The organism is Blautia sp. Marseille-P2398, assembly GCF_964240315.1.
Lineage (GTDB): Bacteria > Bacillota > Clostridia > Lachnospirales > Lachnospiraceae > Blautia_A > Blautia_A wexlerae.
This window is the reverse complement of record NZ_CAXSTD010000002.1, coordinates 328697-343802: the sequence shown is the minus strand read 5'-3', so window position 1 is coordinate 343802 and position 15106 is coordinate 328697. Positions and strand designations below refer to the sequence as shown.

21 protein-coding genes are annotated in these 15106 nt (G+C 38.7%); 20 read left to right on the top strand and 1 reads right to left on the bottom strand.

Annotation, left to right across the window (positions count from 1 at the left end):
* Positions 1 to 242: 242 nt before the first annotated feature.
* Positions 243 to 1556: an IS30 family transposase gene (locus ACESZG_RS04310; RefSeq protein ID WP_173702612.1), complete on the bottom strand. Its 1314-nt coding sequence runs from the start codon at positions 1554 to 1556 to the stop codon at positions 243 to 245.
* Positions 1557 to 1821: 265 nt separating this feature from the next.
* On the opposite strand from ACESZG_RS04310, the gene tnpA reads away from it, so the two are divergent.
* The 20 genes from tnpA (at position 1822) to ACESZG_RS04210 (ending at position 15043) form a co-directional block, all read left to right on the top strand.
* On the top strand, positions 1822 to 2265 hold the full coding sequence (tnpA, locus tag ACESZG_RS04305; RefSeq protein WP_118611099.1) for an IS200/IS605 family transposase: 444 nt from the start codon (positions 1822 to 1824) through the stop codon (positions 2263 to 2265).
* A gap of 30 nt (positions 2266 to 2295) precedes the next feature.
* On the top strand, positions 2296 to 3624 hold the full coding sequence (locus ACESZG_RS04300; protein WP_373217638.1) for an IS200/IS605 family accessory protein TnpB-related protein: 1329 nt from the start codon (positions 2296 to 2298) through the stop codon (positions 3622 to 3624).
* Positions 3625 to 3779: 155 nt separating this feature from the next.
* Positions 3780 to 4082 (top strand): LURP-one-related/scramblase family protein, encoded by a 303-nt coding sequence (locus ACESZG_RS04295; protein ID WP_243281317.1) that lies wholly within the window; start codon positions 3780 to 3782, stop codon positions 4080 to 4082.
* Positions 4083 to 4319: 237 nt separating this feature from the next.
* A complete protein-coding gene (locus tag ACESZG_RS04290; protein ID WP_119253526.1) occupies positions 4320 to 5027 on the top strand; it encodes an SDR family oxidoreductase in 708 nt (235 codons plus the stop codon).
* A gap of 42 nt (positions 5028 to 5069) precedes the next feature.
* The gene (locus ACESZG_RS04285) at positions 5070 to 5426 is read left to right on the top strand and encodes a VOC family protein (RefSeq protein WP_020993711.1); all 357 of its coding nucleotides are present in this window, start codon (positions 5070 to 5072) and stop codon (positions 5424 to 5426) included.
* A 69-nt stretch (positions 5427 to 5495) separates the two neighbouring features.
* Positions 5496 to 5858, top strand: coding sequence for a YccF domain-containing protein (locus ACESZG_RS04280; RefSeq protein ID WP_008704887.1), 363 nt, complete (start codon positions 5496 to 5498; stop codon positions 5856 to 5858).
* A gap of 464 nt (positions 5859 to 6322) precedes the next feature.
* Positions 6323 to 9484, top strand: coding sequence for a DEAD/DEAH box helicase (locus ACESZG_RS04275; protein WP_118613170.1), 3162 nt, complete (start codon positions 6323 to 6325; stop codon positions 9482 to 9484).
* Between the two features lie 241 nt (positions 9485 to 9725).
* The gene (locus ACESZG_RS04270) at positions 9726 to 10130 is read left to right on the top strand and encodes a (deoxy)nucleoside triphosphate pyrophosphohydrolase (protein ID WP_019163307.1); all 405 of its coding nucleotides are present in this window, start codon (positions 9726 to 9728) and stop codon (positions 10128 to 10130) included.
* A gap of 29 nt (positions 10131 to 10159) precedes the next feature.
* Positions 10160 to 10384 carry a hypothetical protein gene (locus ACESZG_RS04265; RefSeq protein WP_118611638.1) on the top strand — a complete coding sequence of 75 codons (225 nt, stop codon included), beginning with the start codon at positions 10160 to 10162 and terminating at the stop codon, positions 10382 to 10384.
* Between the two features lie 15 nt (positions 10385 to 10399).
* Positions 10400 to 10573: a hypothetical protein gene (locus tag ACESZG_RS04260; protein WP_271726825.1), complete on the top strand. Its 174-nt coding sequence runs from the start codon at positions 10400 to 10402 to the stop codon at positions 10571 to 10573.
* Positions 10510 to 10695, top strand: coding sequence for a DUF5714 domain-containing protein (locus tag ACESZG_RS04255; RefSeq protein WP_226824966.1), 186 nt, complete (start codon positions 10510 to 10512; stop codon positions 10693 to 10695). The genes ACESZG_RS04260 and ACESZG_RS04255 overlap by 64 nt, the downstream gene beginning before the upstream one ends.
* Entirely contained in the window at positions 10688 to 11095 is a 408-nt protein-coding gene (locus ACESZG_RS04250) for an arsenate reductase ArsC (protein ID WP_271726820.1), read from the top strand. The genes ACESZG_RS04255 and ACESZG_RS04250 overlap by 8 nt, the downstream gene beginning before the upstream one ends.
* 292 nt (positions 11096 to 11387) lie before the next feature.
* Positions 11388 to 11543, top strand: a complete 156-nt coding sequence (locus ACESZG_RS04245) for a hypothetical protein (protein WP_167343404.1) — start codon at positions 11388 to 11390, stop codon at positions 11541 to 11543.
* Between the two features lie 88 nt (positions 11544 to 11631).
* Positions 11632 to 12042: a peptide deformylase gene (locus ACESZG_RS04240; RefSeq protein ID WP_026648565.1), complete on the top strand. Its 411-nt coding sequence runs from the start codon at positions 11632 to 11634 to the stop codon at positions 12040 to 12042.
* Positions 12043 to 12069: 27 nt separating this feature from the next.
* Positions 12070 to 12438, top strand: coding sequence for a VOC family protein (locus ACESZG_RS04235; RefSeq protein ID WP_271726818.1), 369 nt, complete (start codon positions 12070 to 12072; stop codon positions 12436 to 12438).
* 13 nt (positions 12439 to 12451) lie between these two features.
* Positions 12452 to 12907 (top strand): YaiI/YqxD family protein, encoded by a 456-nt coding sequence (locus ACESZG_RS04230; protein WP_195284431.1) that lies wholly within the window; start codon positions 12452 to 12454, stop codon positions 12905 to 12907.
* 1 nt (position 12908) lies between these two features.
* Positions 12909 to 13250 (top strand): arsenate reductase family protein, encoded by a 342-nt coding sequence (locus ACESZG_RS04225; protein ID WP_195284430.1) that lies wholly within the window; start codon positions 12909 to 12911, stop codon positions 13248 to 13250.
* 93 nt (positions 13251 to 13343) lie between these two features.
* Positions 13344 to 13538, top strand: a complete 195-nt coding sequence (locus tag ACESZG_RS04220; RefSeq protein WP_195284429.1) for a hypothetical protein — start codon at positions 13344 to 13346, stop codon at positions 13536 to 13538.
* A 21-nt stretch (positions 13539 to 13559) separates the two neighbouring features.
* Entirely contained in the window at positions 13560 to 14588 is a 1029-nt protein-coding gene (locus ACESZG_RS04215) for a DNA-binding protein (RefSeq protein WP_195284428.1), read from the top strand.
* The gene (locus ACESZG_RS04210) at positions 14588 to 15043 is read left to right on the top strand and encodes a type II toxin-antitoxin system death-on-curing family toxin (RefSeq protein WP_195284427.1); all 456 of its coding nucleotides are present in this window, start codon (positions 14588 to 14590) and stop codon (positions 15041 to 15043) included. The genes ACESZG_RS04215 and ACESZG_RS04210 overlap by 1 nt, the downstream gene beginning before the upstream one ends.
* Positions 15044 to 15106: the final 63 nt, after the last annotated feature.

Below are 15106 nucleotides of genomic sequence, written 5' to 3'. Positions count from 1 at the left end.
AAAAAGAGAAGTGAAAAAAGTAGTGGAGTCAGTATCCTATTTTCATTATAGGCTGAGATAAGCTTTCATGATTCGTTAACAATTCTATTTTTTTGTCTTATAATAAACCTGTAAGCACTCATGATTTATGTTTTTATGCATACTAACCGGGCATCTGAAAATAGTGTGCGAGACTAAATTCCACATGCCTTATGTGCAAGACTAAATTCTGGTGCAGTGAAATCTGCCTGTGCTTTACTATTTTATTTTATAAGTTTTGGACTAAGCATAACATCATCAGGTGCGATTGCCTTTAATCCTAATGCTTTGTGCAGTTTGTTGTCCAAGAGTAAAAGAGAGAGTTCATATGGGCTATGTCCATTAAGACTGTCTCTTTTTTCGTTGTTTATGTGATTCATCATAAGTCTGACTTTCTCGTCATTTAAATCAGCGAATGAACTCCCTTTCGGACGGATGTAGCGGATATACTCGTGGTTCTTTTCGCAGGCACCTTTTTGCCAAAAGCTGTATGGATCACAGTAAAAGACCGTCGTGCTTTTACTTCCGTCACAGAATTTCTCCATCTCTTCACGAGCTGAGAATTCTGAACCTCCATCCGTGAGGATCACCGGAAAAAGCTTTTTGAATGCATCCTGTCCTAACACTGTTTCAAGCCATACAAAGACCTCTAACACGCATTCCTGGTCTTGATATTCCAACAGGAACATAAGCATAAGATTGCAGTTGCGGAATGTAAAGGTCAAGAGGGCGCAGCTTTCGCCTTTCATTCCTTCCACGCAGTCCATTTCCACAACATTTATATCTGGATGATCTTTCATATAATTCTGGAAATTTTCGTAGTTATGACCTTGACGATAAGAACGATCTTTTGCACTGGTCTGTGTAGGTTTCTTGCGTTTCTTATAACGTACAGAACGTCTTAAGTCACCATTGCGGACATCGAATACACAATCATTGATGTAGGAGTAAAGTGTTCTTCTGGAGCAACCCAATTCTTCTGCATGAGTAGCATAAATATGACCGATGGACTGATGCTTCTCCTTGATCAATGGAACCAATAAATCATTCATGGATTGAATGCTTTCCGGAGTCTGGTTAATGCCGACTCTGCAATCGACCAGCACGCTACGGTACTCATCATGGGCATATTTGGATGAATAAAACTTTCTGGGCATAAGACAATGGGTCTTTTTACCACAGCCATTACATACGTAGGGAGGTTTATTCAGTTTCTCACATTCAGCTGTCTCATATGCGGGACATATATCAGTGCAGCGAAAGGATGGTTTTCTGCAAAGCTTACAATGAATGCCACACATCTTATCACACAAGCATGTCACCTTACAGTTCTTGCGATGAATACATGGCGGGTGAGTGTAACCTGAATCCGGACGTTCTTTTGTATGTGCGTGGAGACGTACTTCCTTTGATATGGTAGATGGATTTTTACCAATAATCCGTCCAATTTCAGTGAAGCTTTTATTCTCAGTAAGACCTTTCTCGATATCAACACGCTGTTCAAATGTTAAATGTTTCTGATTGCCTTTATTTTTCATAATTATCTCCAATCTGCACAGGCAGGCAATCAGCTGCAAGTACATTATACGGAGTAATGATTATCAAAGACAATATGGCAAATATGTGTGCAAAAGTAACTTCGACCTATATGGAATTTACTCTTGCATTTGGTCCAAAACCGGAATTTAGTTTTTCATTTAAGTTTTAAAAATTCATTTAACTGATGAGTTAGACGCGCAAATTTTTTTACAAAACAACAGAACAAATGTTTACATAAACCAATACATATGGTATAATATTTATATGGGAAAAGATATATTTAATATAGATAAAAACAAACTTTCATATGGTAGGGGATATGTCTATTCCTTGCAGTATCATCTTGTCTGGTGTACAAAATACAGAAAAAAGGTTTTAAAAAACGGAATCGATACAGAATGCAAAGAAATGTTACAGAATCTTGCAGAAGAATATAAATTTCAGATTCTGGCAATGGAGGTGATGCCGGATCATATCCATCTGCTTGTGGACTGTAAACCTCAGTTTTATATTTCAGATATGATCAAGATTATGAAAGGAAATCTTGCACGCCAGATGTTTCTTGCGCATCCGGAGTTAAAAAAGGAACTGTGGGGTGGGCATCTGTGGAATCCGTCTTACTGTGCCATAACGGTCAGTGACAGGAGCAGAGACCAGGTGCTTGCCTACATCGAAGGACAAAAGGAAAAAGAAAAGAAAAAAGCCTGACAGAAGAAATGATTTGTTGGAGGAAAAGAGATGCAGACCGTATCCAGCTATGGCGTAGAATTACGAAAACAGAATATCCCAGTCCGCCAGACACTGGAAATCTACCGGTCTGCGGTCTGTTACCTGACAGAAATATATGAGCAGGTGTGGGAAGAACTGGCAGAGATACCGGATGCCAAAAGGCGGTTTAATGCTGCAGAGCATCTGGTGCATACTACAAAAAAGAATCCTGCACGCTTTGATTTTGATCTTCGCTTTCCGCAGATGCCGTCCTACCTGAGGCGAGCCGCAATCCAGCATGCATTGGGAAGTGTATCTTCTTACGAAACACGGATGGATCTGTGGGAAAAGTCAGGAGAAAAAGCAGGGAAACCCAGACTGGCGTATGAGAATCATGCCATGCCTGTTTTTTATCGTGATGTCATGTACAGAGAGGAAAAAGAAGGAAAAGACGAAGCATACCTGAAACTGTATGATGGTCATGACTGGAAATGGTTTTGTGTGCGTTTAAATCACACAGATATGGAATATCTGCGCAGGAACTGGTCGGGGAAAAAGGCATCAGCCCCGACACTGGAGAAAAGGCACCATAAATATTTCCTGCGTTTTTCTTATACGGAAAAAGTGACACTTACGAAGACACCGGTAAAAGAACAGATCATCTGTAGTGTGGACCTGGGAATCAATACCGATGCGGTCTGTACCATTATGCGGGCAGACGGAACTGTCCTGGGGAGAAAATTTATCAATCATCCCAGTGAAAAAGACCGGATGTACCGCACACTGGGCCGAATCCGAAGATTCCAGAGGGAACACAGCTCTGCGCAGTCACGGGGAAGATGGGCATATACGAAACGCCTGAACATAGAGCTGGGAAGAAAAATTGCAGGTGCGATCGTAAAAAATGCAGAAGAGAACCATGCAGATGTGATCGTATTCGAGTATTTGGAAATGCAGGGAAAGATATCCGGAAAGAAAAAACAGAAACTGCATCTGTGGAGAAAACGGGATATCCAGAAACGCTGTGAGCATCAGGCACACAGAAAAGGAATGCGGGTATCCAGAGTCTGCGCATGGAATACGAGCAGGCTTGCATACGATGGCTCCGGAAGTGTGTCCCGTGACCTGAAAAATCACAGTCTTTGTGTATTCCAGACAGGAAAAAGATATAACTGTGACCTGTCGGCATCGTATAATATCGGAGCAAGATATTTTATCAGAGAACTTTTAAAATCCCTTCCGGTAACGGAAAGGTCTTTGCTGGAGGCAAAAGTCCCTCCGGTAAAGCGTAGAACCTCATGTGTTTATGCAGATCTGAAAGAACTTCATTTACAAATGGAAATCTTAAAGGCAGCATAAATGCAGGCAGATATACAGCGGACTACCTGCAATGTGGGAACTTGCCATATCTGGCATGGAAAAATGCGCATAACTGCGCTGACCTAAGTTACAGGCGTATCCGCCGATATTTAGTCTGACGCCTAAAGCGTCTGGAAGCACGCGACTTCAGTCGTGTGAGGATAAAGTTTTTAATTCACATTTATAAAAACGGCAGTTATATCGGATGCCTAAGCAAAGAATTCTCATTCCTGACACCACATTATAATATTGATTATAATGGATGGTATATTGATGGAACAATTATGGAATGGGATTATAGCATTCTTGATCGAAGCGGTTATTCAATTGCACAGGTTAGTAAAGAATTGTTTCATATGACTGATACATATGTTATTGATGTGCCGGATACAGGAAATGCGTTGGATGCTCTGATGTTTGTACTTGCGATTGATGCAGAAAAATGTTCCAGGAATTAAATAGTTGATTTTGGTGCCCGTGTGATAGGGGAGAATATAAATGAGGTGATCAGATGGAAGCAGCACAGAGAATTCGATTGATCTGAATAATAGAAAAGACAGAGAAAAATCCGGAATTCAGTAATAAGATTGGAATAAAGAATACATCTGAATAATTAGATGATGTTACTGGTGAAAAAGAATACACAATGTTGTGGCAGCAGAAATAGAAATCGGATTTTTGCGGGAGGGTTTTATATGGAGTTTAATAATAAAGTTGTGATTGTGACGGGAGGCGCGCAGGGCATTGGAAAGACTATTGCAGAGGAATTTCAGAAGCAAGGAGCCCTTATCTGCAGCATTGATAAACAGCCTGGAGTTTACTTTACCGGTGATCTTGCACAGCAGGATACATTGGAGAAATTTGCTCAAAAGGTGATTACTGAATATGGTCATGTGGATTATCTTATCAACAACGCATTACCGTTGATGAAAGGAATTGACAACTGCTCTTATGAAGAATTCAATTATGCATTAAAAGTAGGTGTTACGGCACCGTTTTATCTGGCCAAACTATTTCAGCCATATTTTTCTGAAGGAGCTGCCATTGTCAATATTTCATCTTCCCGTGACCGCATGAGTCAACCGCAAACAGAAAGTTACACCGCAGCAAAAGGCGGAATTTCAGCATTAACTCATGCGTTGGCAGTCAGCCTTGCAGGAAGAGTACGAGTCAATTCAATCTCTCCGGGATGGATAGATACTGACTTTACCGAATATACAGGAGCAGATGCAGTGCAGCAGCCAGTTCATCGTGTGGGAAATCCCATGGATATTGCCAATATGGTACTGTTTCTTTGTTCTGAAAAAGCAGGCTTTATTACAGGTGAAAATATCTGTATTGACGGTGGTATGACAAAACAAATGATTTATCATGGCGATTGTGGTTGGAGATTTGACATCTAAGTCACGTATTAGAAACACAAAATGTACAAAAGGAGAAGAACTATGAAATTTAAGATGATTCACGAAAATTACAATGTATCAGACCTGGACCGATCTATTAAATTTTACAACGAGGCCCTTGATCTGCACGAGGTGAGAAGAAAGACTACCGATGATTTTATTATTGTGTATCTGAGCAACGATGTAAGTGATTTTGAGTTGGAACTTACCTGGCTTAAAGATCATCCACAGCCATATAATCTGGGTGAATGCGAATTTCACCTGGCATTTAAGGCGGAGGATTATGAGGCAGCGCACAAGAAGCACGAAGAGATGGGGTGTATTTGCTTCGAAAATGAAGCGATGGGAATCTATTTCATTGTAGATCCAGATGGATACTGGCTTGAGATTCTGCCGTAAAGCTGGTTGAGAAATCGTAGAAATCATGTTGATCAGATGTTCAGAGGACTTTAAGGGGGATGTGTTATCATGAGAACTATAGGTAATATCCTTTGGTTTATATTTGGAGGATTGCTGGGTGGACTGGCATGGGTTTTTGCAGGATGCATATGGTGTATTACAATTATTGGAATTCCGGTAGGCCTGCAATGCTTTAAATTTGCAACGTTGGCATTCTGGCCGTTTGGAAAAGAAATCGTGTATGGAAATGGTATGTTTTCATTCTTGGTAAATCTCATATGGATTGTATTTTTTGGTTGGGAAATGGCGCTTGGAAATCTGATAGTTGGTTGTATATGGTGTATTACGATAGTTGGAATTCCGTTTGGAAAGCAGTTTTTCAAGATGGCAAGACTTTCTTTCATGCCATTTGGTGCCAGTGTGATAGGGTAGAATACAAAAATTTAAGGAGTCATTTGAGAGAATGATTCAAATGCTATTGGGAATCATAAGTAAAGTTATTAATACATAATAAGAAAAAACAATAGTATTTGTAAGGCGTCAGTGGAGTATTCTACTGGCGTTTTTATTTAACATATTGGATTTACGAAGAATGCCTATCAAAGCGAAAAATTGTTAGAACAAGCTGAAATTCCAGAATCTTATTTATGACAAGTGTATTACAAGCACTTGCTGCAAAGCAGATTGAAGTAGAAACAAGAAAACAGCAGAGCCACGAACAGAAGAGTGGAAGAAAGCATTATGAATTTTCCTTATAATTATATGTATTTCGAAGAATTGCTTCCGGAAAGTTTTTCCACCGAATTATGAGTCTGTGTAGTATAATTAATAATAACAGTATATTCTGACTTACATTGTTGTAAACAGGAATGATACATAACAAGGAGATGGGTTTAATGTTAAAAAATGGGATATACGAACAGATTGTTAATACGAGAATAAATAAAGAACTGCAGCAGCTTGATCGTGAAAAATATGATATAGAATTAGAAAAGCTTGATGGAGAGGATGCAAGACGTATTCTTACCATATACATATCATATGTCATAAATCAGGCTTTGCAATACTTAAGAGACAGTTTCCCGTCATCTAAAGAAAATGAATCGTTACTGGCACAAATTCGCTTATGTAATGAAATCGTTCAGGAAATAGCAGAGCATACGAATGAACCTGAATTTGAGGATAATATCATTCTTGAAAAAGGAGAAGTATTGACCTCATTATATGAAAAAATGAATTCAGCAAGAAGCATTAATACAATCAAAGCTGTGCATCCGGAAACGTCAATTGTAGAGAATGCCTTGTTTACAGGATCTAAAAATGAACCAAGTATGCTTTCGGAATTGAAGAAAGAAATCTTGTCCTCTGATTCTATTGATCTTTTGGTTTCATTTATTAAGTGGAGTGCAATACGTCCACTTCTTGTGGAATTGACTGCATTCACGAAACGAGAGGGTGTTCGTTTACGTGTGATTGCAACGACTTACACACAGGCTACAGATTATAAAGCGATTGTTGCTCTTGCAGAGCTTCCAAATACGGAAGTGAAGATTAATTATGAAACGAATCATGCACGTATGCATGCAAAATCTTATTTGTTTAAAAGAGACACTGGATTTTCAACTGCATATATTGGCTCATCAAATCTTTCAAATCCAGCTTTGACTGGGGGATTGGAGTGGAATGTGAAGGTGACTGAGAAAGAGTCATTTGATATTGTGAAAAAGTTTTCGGTTTCCTTTGAGAGCTACTGGAATGATGCCTCTTTTGAAACCTTTGACCCTGAAAACCCAGACTGTCATGAAAAGCTGAAAAAAGAATTAACGAGGGCTGCATTTGATAGAAAGTCAAAACGTAGTCTTCAGGTTTCGATTCGACCATATGCATATCAGCAGGAAATTTTGGATAATCTTGCTGCAGAACGAGAAGTATACGGACATTATCGTAATCTGGTTTCTGCAGCGACAGGTGTTGGAAAAACAATTATTGCGGCATTTGATTATAAAGCTTTTAAGGAGAAGAACCCAAGAGCACGTTTGTTATTTGTGGCTCACAGAAAGGAGATTCTCGAACAGAGCATTCAGAAATTCCAGGAAGTTTTGAATGACTTTAATTTTGGTGAGTTGTACGTAGATGGTTATAAACCAACGGATATTGAGCATCTGTTTATCAGTATCCAGTCATTCAATTCTGCAAAGCTTTCTCAGTGGACAAGCAAGGACTATTATGACTTTATCATAGTGGATGAATTTCACCATGCAGCAGCTGATTCTTATCAGGAATTACTGGCATACTATGAGCCGAAGATTCTATTAGGATTGACTGCTACTCCTGACCGAATGGATGGTAAGGATATCCTGAAGTATTTTGATGGACGTATTGCATCAAAATTACTGTTGGGTGAAGCGATTGATCGAAATCTGTTAAGTTCTTTTCAGTATTTTGGCGTAACAGATGACACAGATTATAGGAATTTCAAATGGACGCGTGGTAAATATGATGTGTCAGAGCTGGAAAAAGTATATACGGCAGATACAAGACGTTGCGCTTTGATTTTAAACAGTGTAAAAAAATATGTGACAGATATTTCGTCTGTGAAAGGTCTTGGATTTTGTGTCAGTGTTGCTCACGCAAATTACATGGCGAAATATTTTAATGATAAAGGAATCCCGTCCATTTCATTATCTTCGAAAAGTGCAGACGATATTCGAAATGATGCAAAAACAGATTTGTTAAGTGGAAAGATAAACTTTATTTTCGTTGTGGATTTGTATAATGAGGGCGTGGATATCCCGGCTATAGACACCGTCTTATTCTTGAGGCCAACAGAAAGTGCGACTGTATTTTTACAGCAGCTAGGACGAGGGTTACGTTTAAGTCCAGGGAAAGATTGCCTTACGGTTCTTGATTTTATTGGACAGGCAAACAAAAAGTATAATTTTGCAATGAAATTTGAGGCAATTGTAGGGAAAGGCCGAAAATCCATTCGCAAACAGGTGGAGGATGGATTCAGCAATCTGCCAAGAGGTTGCTATATCGAACTTGAAAAGTATGCAAAAGAATATATTCTGGAGAACCTGAAGCAGACAGATAATAACAAAAGAGCACTGATTGAAATGGTGAGAACCTTTGAAGAAGATACCGGATTACCGCTTAATCTGGAAAACTTTTTGCTGGAATATAATATGTCTCTGTATGATTTCTATCAGAATACAGGTGCCAGATCTTTGTTCCGCTTAAAAAAGTGGGCAGGCATTATTGAAGATGACAGAGATGTAGATGATAAAATTTACAGTATGATGACCGGATTTTTCCATGTGAACTCAGCCAGACTACTGGATTATTGGATCAGATATATTGACGGTAATAAAGTTGCAAATAGCGAAGAGGAACGCATCATGCGAAATATGCTTTATTACACATTTTATAAAAAGCATCCGGCTAAATGCGGTTTTCAAAGTATCGATGAAGGAATTGAGTCAGTCCTAAAGGAAACTTTTGTAAGAGATGAAGTTCTGCAGATTTTGAAATACAATCGTAAGCATATCAGTTTTGTTGCTGGGAGAAATGAATATTCTTATCTTTGTCCTCTGGATTTACACTGCCGTTATAACACAAATCAGATTATGGCTGCATTTGGATTATTTACAGAGACAGAATCACCGGAATTCAGAGAAGGTGTAAAACGTTTTGAAGACAAAAAAACAGATATCTTTTTTATTAATCTGAACAAATCAGAGAAGGATTTCTCTCCATCTACTATGTATGAGGATTATGCAATTAACGATAAGCTCTTTCATTGGCAAAGCCAAAGTCAGGATAGGCAAGCGAGTGCAAAAATACAGAGATATATTAATCACAAGAATACAGGTGATATCATATCATTATTTGTTCGTGAATTTAAAAGGATTGGTTCATATACAGCACCATATACTTTTTTAGGAAATGCAGATTATGTGAAGCATGAAGGAGAGAGACCTGTCAGTTTCGTATGGAAGCTGCATAATTCGATTCCTGCGGATATGCTTCCAAAGGCAAACAAGAGCATTGCTTTGTAATTCTATGTGATTAGAAATAAAAAGATGTGCGAAGCAGGCTAAAAAATCTTTTGAAAAAGTTTTTGATAAGAAAGTGACAATGGAATTGGTGGGAGCCAGAAATGCTCGGAAAGAAGATAATCGCGGACGTATGCAGCCGATCACGAAAGTAACGATGAAAATGCACCATCCAGTGAGAGAAGATTTATTACGGTATTTACAGTCAAATATTACAGCATAAATGATTTGAGGTACGAAAAAGATGAAGACGATAAAAGTAGTTGCAGCAGTTATCTGTGACAATATGAAAGAAAAGAATAAAATTTTTGCAACGGCTCGTGGTTACGGTGAGCTGAAAGGCGGCTGGGAGTTTCCAGGAGGAAAAATCGAAGCAGGTGAAACACCTCAGGAAGCATTAAAGCGAGAAATCATGGAAGAACTGGATACAGAAATTAAGGTAGGGGATTTGATCGACACTATAGAGTATGACTATCCCACTTTTCACCTTTCCATGGACTGCTTCTGGGCAGAGGTCACAGCCGGTCACCTGGAACTGAAAGAAGCGGAAGCTGCAAAATGGCTTACGAAGGATCAACTGGACAGCGTTGCCTGGTTACCAGCAGATGTCACTTTGATAGAGAAAATTCGAAGGAACATGGAGAACTAATTTTTAATATTATTTTCAGAGGAATAGCTATGATATATACAGTAAAACGAATTGATGAAGACCTGGACTTCGGTTGTGAAGAGCGACCGAAAGGAATGCCAGTCATGGCAATAGTGACGCTTACGAATTCTTCAGGAGAAGAAATAAAGATAAAAGCAGAGGATGCCATGCTCTATGAATGTAACATCAATGAAGGGGACAAGGTTTGCTTTGATGTGAATAATAAGTTGGAAAAAGTGGCACTTCCGAATTGATGGGAGTGCCGTTAAATGTTATTGATTATCGTTGTTTTTGGAAAGCTGTTTCTGCAATGCAGAAAGCTGAATATCAGGTTAATTCCACAATCATTGAATAGAGGAAAAGCTGTTCCAGGCGGTGTATGTGGATTCTGGGGAGCATTGGTGGACCAAGATGTTGTAAAAGAGATTCTTATATGGCCATAATCTCAGCGATTGACTATGTGGCAGAGAATTTCAATATACAAATGGAAAAACCTGTTATAAAGTGTATTCATTCTGATAAGAACAATCAATGTATTAAGGAGAGGTGCCCATTTCATGAATAAGAAAAAAATCGCATTTATCTGTGTTCATAATTCATGTCGTAGTCAGATAGCAGAGGCATTGGGAAAACATCTGGCATCAGATATATTTGAAAGTTATTCGGCCGGAACAGAGACAAAGCCTCAGATTAATCAGGATGCCGTTCGTGTCATGAAAGAGATTTATGGAATAGACATGGAAGCAAATGGTCAGTATAGTAAGCTGATTACTGATATCCCAGATGTTGATATCGCAATATCAATGGGCTGTAATGTGGGATGTCCTTTTATTGGAAGAGCATTTGATGATAACTGGGGACTTGATGATCCAACGGGGAAATCAGATGATGATTTCAAGACTGTGATACAGCGGATTGAGGAGAATATCATTGAGCTAAAGAAAAGGTTGAGCGAGAACAAATAGAATACCTGCAGAACAAAATGGCAGCTTATCAGCTTTATGACACAGGACTTACTGTGACAAAGGAAGATAAGCTGCTTTCCTTATCTATCTGCAAGTATTCCAGTAGGATTCCTGTTTTGAGACGAATGTCCGGAAGGTGGGTAATCACTTCCTGTCCTTGCTATTCTCTATCTTCAGCTGTTGAATACAAAAATGATTTAGGAAGTTTAGTCTTTTGGTTGTCGGGATTTTTGCACAGCCATTTGGTGTAAACTGATAATATTAGAAAAAGAAATCAAGGGGGAACTGGCAGATGAAAGGTTATAACACAAGCAACGGATACATGGGATACGTAGAAGGCAAATACATTTTATTTGCCAGTGAACAGGAATATTTCGAGTTTATGCACTACAGGGGTTATATCTATGTTATACTTGAGTTGGTATTAAAGGATTTAGTGAGGACTTGATTGATGCTGTAAAATTAATCTTGAGCCGATGAGAAAGATTTCCGGTCAGGATAAATAAGAATTAGAAATTAAATACAGGAGAAAATAAATGGTAAAGCAAATTGTAAGAGACATTTTCTTTTTAGGCCAGCCATCCAAGCCAGCCACAAAAGCAGATATCCAGATTGGGAAGGATCTGCAGGACACACTGCAGGCGAACCGGGAACGGTGCGTTGGTATGGCTGCAAATATGATTGGTGTAAGGAAGAATATTATCATTGTGAATATGGGATTTATAGATGTTGTTATGTTTAATCCGGTGATTGTTTCAAAGCATGACATGTATGAGACGGAAGAAGGCTGTCTGTCTCTGGATGGTGTTCGTAAGACGACCAGATATCAGGAAATTGAAGTAGAATATTATGACTTCAACTGGAAAAAACAGCGGCAGAAGCTGTCTGGATGGACGGCACAGATCTGTCAACATGAAATTGATCATTTGTCTGGGAAGATCATATAATCGAATGCGGATTGCGAGGTGGCCGGTATGTTAAAGAATGTACTGATTGTGGTGGATGATATAGAAAAATCCATAGAGTTTTATAGGAACTTATTTGGACTGCAAGTGATTCTTAAGAATGAAGGTAATGTGATCTTATCGGAGGGACTTGTTTTGCAGGATGCCGACATATGGGGGAAAACATTGAATGAAACTTCTACGCCGTTCAATAACATGATGGAATTGTATTTCGAGGATTTTGATATAGATGGATTGCTTGCGAAATATGAATCTGGTAAGTATTTCGTCCGATATGCCACAGAATTGACAGAACTTGCAGGTGGCCAGAAACTTGTAAGGCTGTATGATCCCAGTGGTAATCTCATTGAGGTTCGTACTCCATTCAAATGTAATTAAAGTAGGAGAAAATATGCAGATTTTTGTTGATGCAGATGCCTGTCCGGTAGTTGGTATTGTTGAAAAAGTTGCAAAAGAGCATAGTGTTCCGGTAACGTTGTTATGTGATACAAATCATGTGTTGTCTTCTGATTACAGTGAGGTGATTGTAGTTGGAGCCGGTGCAGATGCAGTAGATTATAAACTGATCAGTATTTGTCATAAAGGCGATATTGTTGTGTCACAAGATTATGGAGTGGCGGCAATGGCACTTGGAAAAAATGCGTATGCGATTCATCAATCAGGGAAATGGTATACCAATGAGAATATTGACCAGATGCTTATGGAACGGCATTTGAATAAGAAGGCACGAAGGGCATCCGGAAAGAATCATTTAAAAGGACCAAGAAAACGAACATCGGAGGATGATGAGCTTTTCAGAGAATCCTTCGAGAAAATGATACATATGGCAATGGATAAAGAGAATTGATTTGAACGTACAGATTTTGGGGACAAAGAAGTGCAATGATACAAAGAAAGCAGAACGTTTCTTTAAGGAACGTGGGATCAAGTTTCAGTTTATTGATATGAAAGAAAAGGGCATGAGTAAGGGCGAATTTAATTCAGTTGCCCAGGCAAACGGTGGACTGGAAAATATGATTAACTGGGAGGGCAAGGATGAGGATCTGCTTGCGCTCATTGAGTACATTGCAGAGGAAGATAAACTTGAGAAGGTACTGGAAAATCCGCAGGTGATTAAGACACCGGTTGTCTGTAATGGAAAACAATCCCCTCTTGGATATCAGCCGGATATCTGGAAGGCGTGGAAGTAAGAAATCGTAGGAGATGCAGAATTTCCGTCTGGATTGTATCACAGAGCAACCGAAGATCCGGTCAAAGTGTAGCTGTATTGCCAGGTATCGGTCATGAAATATTTCGGCACAGACTTTGAATGTAAGCCGGTTGATGCGGAGCGTTTTAAAGCAACGGTCAGCGTATACACCAGTACTACCTTTTATCGATGGGTATTCGGACTCAACGGAAAAATAAAAATCGTTGAACCGCAGAAAGTAACAACTATATATAAAGAATTGCTACAAAAGGCACTAGATGAATCTTAAATAATCATTGGAGGATTGTATATGGCAAGAAATCTTACAACTTCACAGGTTGATAGACAAAACATTCTAAATAATGAAAATGCAGTGGCAGAAATTCAAAATCAAACAGGTCTTCAAGGAATAATATTTGAAGGACGTCTACGTTTCACTAAAGCAATGGTAGCCTCTTTTTTCGAGGTGGAAGTTCGGACTATTGAACGCTATGTTAGTGAAAATCTTGAGGAAATCTCTGCGAATGGATACGAAATCATTAAAGGAAAAAGATTAAAAGATTTTTTGAATTGTGTTCTGAATCAAGATGTTCCCGACATTAATGTCGGGAACATCAGCAATCGAACTCCTCAAATTGCATTATTTGATTTTAAGGCTTTTTTGAATATTTCGATGCTCTTGGTCGAGAGTGAAAATGCAAAAATTCTCCGGCAGATCATGTTGGATATTGTTATTGATTTCATTAATCAAAGGACAGGTGGTTCGACAAAATATATCAATCAACGTGACAGGGATTTTATCAGTGCATTTTTACAGGAAGAAAACTATAGACGCGAATTCACTGATGCTCTTAGAGACTATGTTTCCATGGGAAATAGCAAATATGCAATTTATACGGATAAAATTTACCAAAGCATTTTTCGGGAAAAAGCCCAAGAATATAAGCAAGTTTTACATTTGTCTAAAAGAGATAGCGTCAGAGATACGATGTATTCTGAGGTTTTAGATCTAATTGCGTCTTACGAATGTGGATTAGCAGCAATGATTAAAGATCAGTCTACACAGTTGGGAAGAAAACTAAACAATTGGGAATTGTCAGATTTGTTTTCAGCTTTTGAGTCATTACCTTTATGGAAGCCCCTGATTCTTAGAGCACGTACCAAAATGGCCAGTAGAGACATGGCTTTACGCGATGCATTTCATATGCAATTGGAAGAGTATATTAAGCCTCTGGAAGCAGAAGAATACGAGAAATTCTTAGGAGTCGCTGGCGATGAACTTGAATTGCTTATGCACGAGAATCAAGATGTACTGAAAAGATTGAAGGAGCGGAATTGATGGCTGAGATACACTATATTTCAATAGATGAGGCACGGGATATTCATCTTGCAACAATTCGGAATAGTGGCGGCGGCGATTGTGGCGAGCTCGATATAGGGAAACTTGAAAGCGTATTATGTCATATTCAAAACGATGATTATTATCCCACTTTTTTAGATAAGCTTTTGCATTTGTTTTACTGTTCTTGTAAATTTCATTGCTTTTGCGACGGTAATAAACGAATAGCTATTACTTTAACAGCAATGTTTCTACTAAAAAACGGTTATATGGCAGTTGCTAATACATACTTTCGAGAAATGGAGAATATCAGTTATCACGTAGCAGCTGGACATATTGATGAAGAGTTGCTTCGGAGAATTCTTGCTGCAATACTGACCTGTACATATGATTCTGATGAAGAACTAAAATTGGATATTTTTAATGCAATATCTGCAGAAGATGTTTTTTATTGAATGGAATCAAAAACTATTGATCAAAATTCTGCGCACCACGGTTCCATTAAGTAGAAGTCCCTT

Bases quoted from the DNA above. Each gene is read 5' to 3' on its own strand.
- ACESZG_RS04275 (WP_118613170.1), top strand. From the start codon at position 6,323: ATGTTAAAAAATGGGATATACGAACAGATTGTTAATACGAGAATAAAT.
- ACESZG_RS04245 (WP_167343404.1), top strand. From the start codon at position 11,388: ATGAAAGGTTATAACACAAGCAACGGATACATGGGATACGTAGAAGGC.
- ACESZG_RS04255 (WP_226824966.1), top strand. From the start codon at position 10,510: ATGTGGATTCTGGGGAGCATTGGTGGACCAAGATGTTGTAAAAGAGAT.
- ACESZG_RS04240 (WP_026648565.1), top strand. From the start codon at position 11,632: ATGGTAAAGCAAATTGTAAGAGACATTTTCTTTTTAGGCCAGCCATCC.
- ACESZG_RS04265 (WP_118611638.1), top strand. From the start codon at position 10,160: ATGATATATACAGTAAAACGAATTGATGAAGACCTGGACTTCGGTTGT.
- ACESZG_RS04290 (WP_119253526.1), top strand. From the start codon at position 4,320: ATGGAGTTTAATAATAAAGTTGTGATTGTGACGGGAGGCGCGCAGGGC.
- tnpA (WP_118611099.1), top strand. From the start codon at position 1,822: ATGGGAAAAGATATATTTAATATAGATAAAAACAAACTTTCATATGGT.
- ACESZG_RS04310 (WP_173702612.1), bottom strand. From the start codon at position 1,556: ATGAAAAATAAAGGCAATCAGAAACATTTAACATTTGAACAGCGTGTT.
- ACESZG_RS04285 (WP_020993711.1), top strand. From the start codon at position 5,070: ATGAAATTTAAGATGATTCACGAAAATTACAATGTATCAGACCTGGAC.
- ACESZG_RS04220 (WP_195284429.1), top strand. From the start codon at position 13,344: ATGAAATATTTCGGCACAGACTTTGAATGTAAGCCGGTTGATGCGGAG.
- ACESZG_RS04260 (WP_271726825.1), top strand. From the start codon at position 10,400: ATGTTATTGATTATCGTTGTTTTTGGAAAGCTGTTTCTGCAATGCAGA.
- ACESZG_RS04215 (WP_195284428.1), top strand. From the start codon at position 13,560: ATGGCAAGAAATCTTACAACTTCACAGGTTGATAGACAAAACATTCTA.
- ACESZG_RS04300 (WP_373217638.1), top strand. From the start codon at position 2,296: ATGCAGACCGTATCCAGCTATGGCGTAGAATTACGAAAACAGAATATC.
- ACESZG_RS04270 (WP_019163307.1), top strand. From the start codon at position 9,726: ATGAAGACGATAAAAGTAGTTGCAGCAGTTATCTGTGACAATATGAAA.
- ACESZG_RS04230 (WP_195284431.1), top strand. From the start codon at position 12,452: ATGCAGATTTTTGTTGATGCAGATGCCTGTCCGGTAGTTGGTATTGTT.
- ACESZG_RS04250 (WP_271726820.1), top strand. From the start codon at position 10,688: ATGAATAAGAAAAAAATCGCATTTATCTGTGTTCATAATTCATGTCGT.
- ACESZG_RS04280 (WP_008704887.1), top strand. From the start codon at position 5,496: ATGAGAACTATAGGTAATATCCTTTGGTTTATATTTGGAGGATTGCTG.
- ACESZG_RS04210 (WP_195284427.1), top strand. From the start codon at position 14,588: ATGGCTGAGATACACTATATTTCAATAGATGAGGCACGGGATATTCAT.
- ACESZG_RS04235 (WP_271726818.1), top strand. From the start codon at position 12,070: ATGTTAAAGAATGTACTGATTGTGGTGGATGATATAGAAAAATCCATA.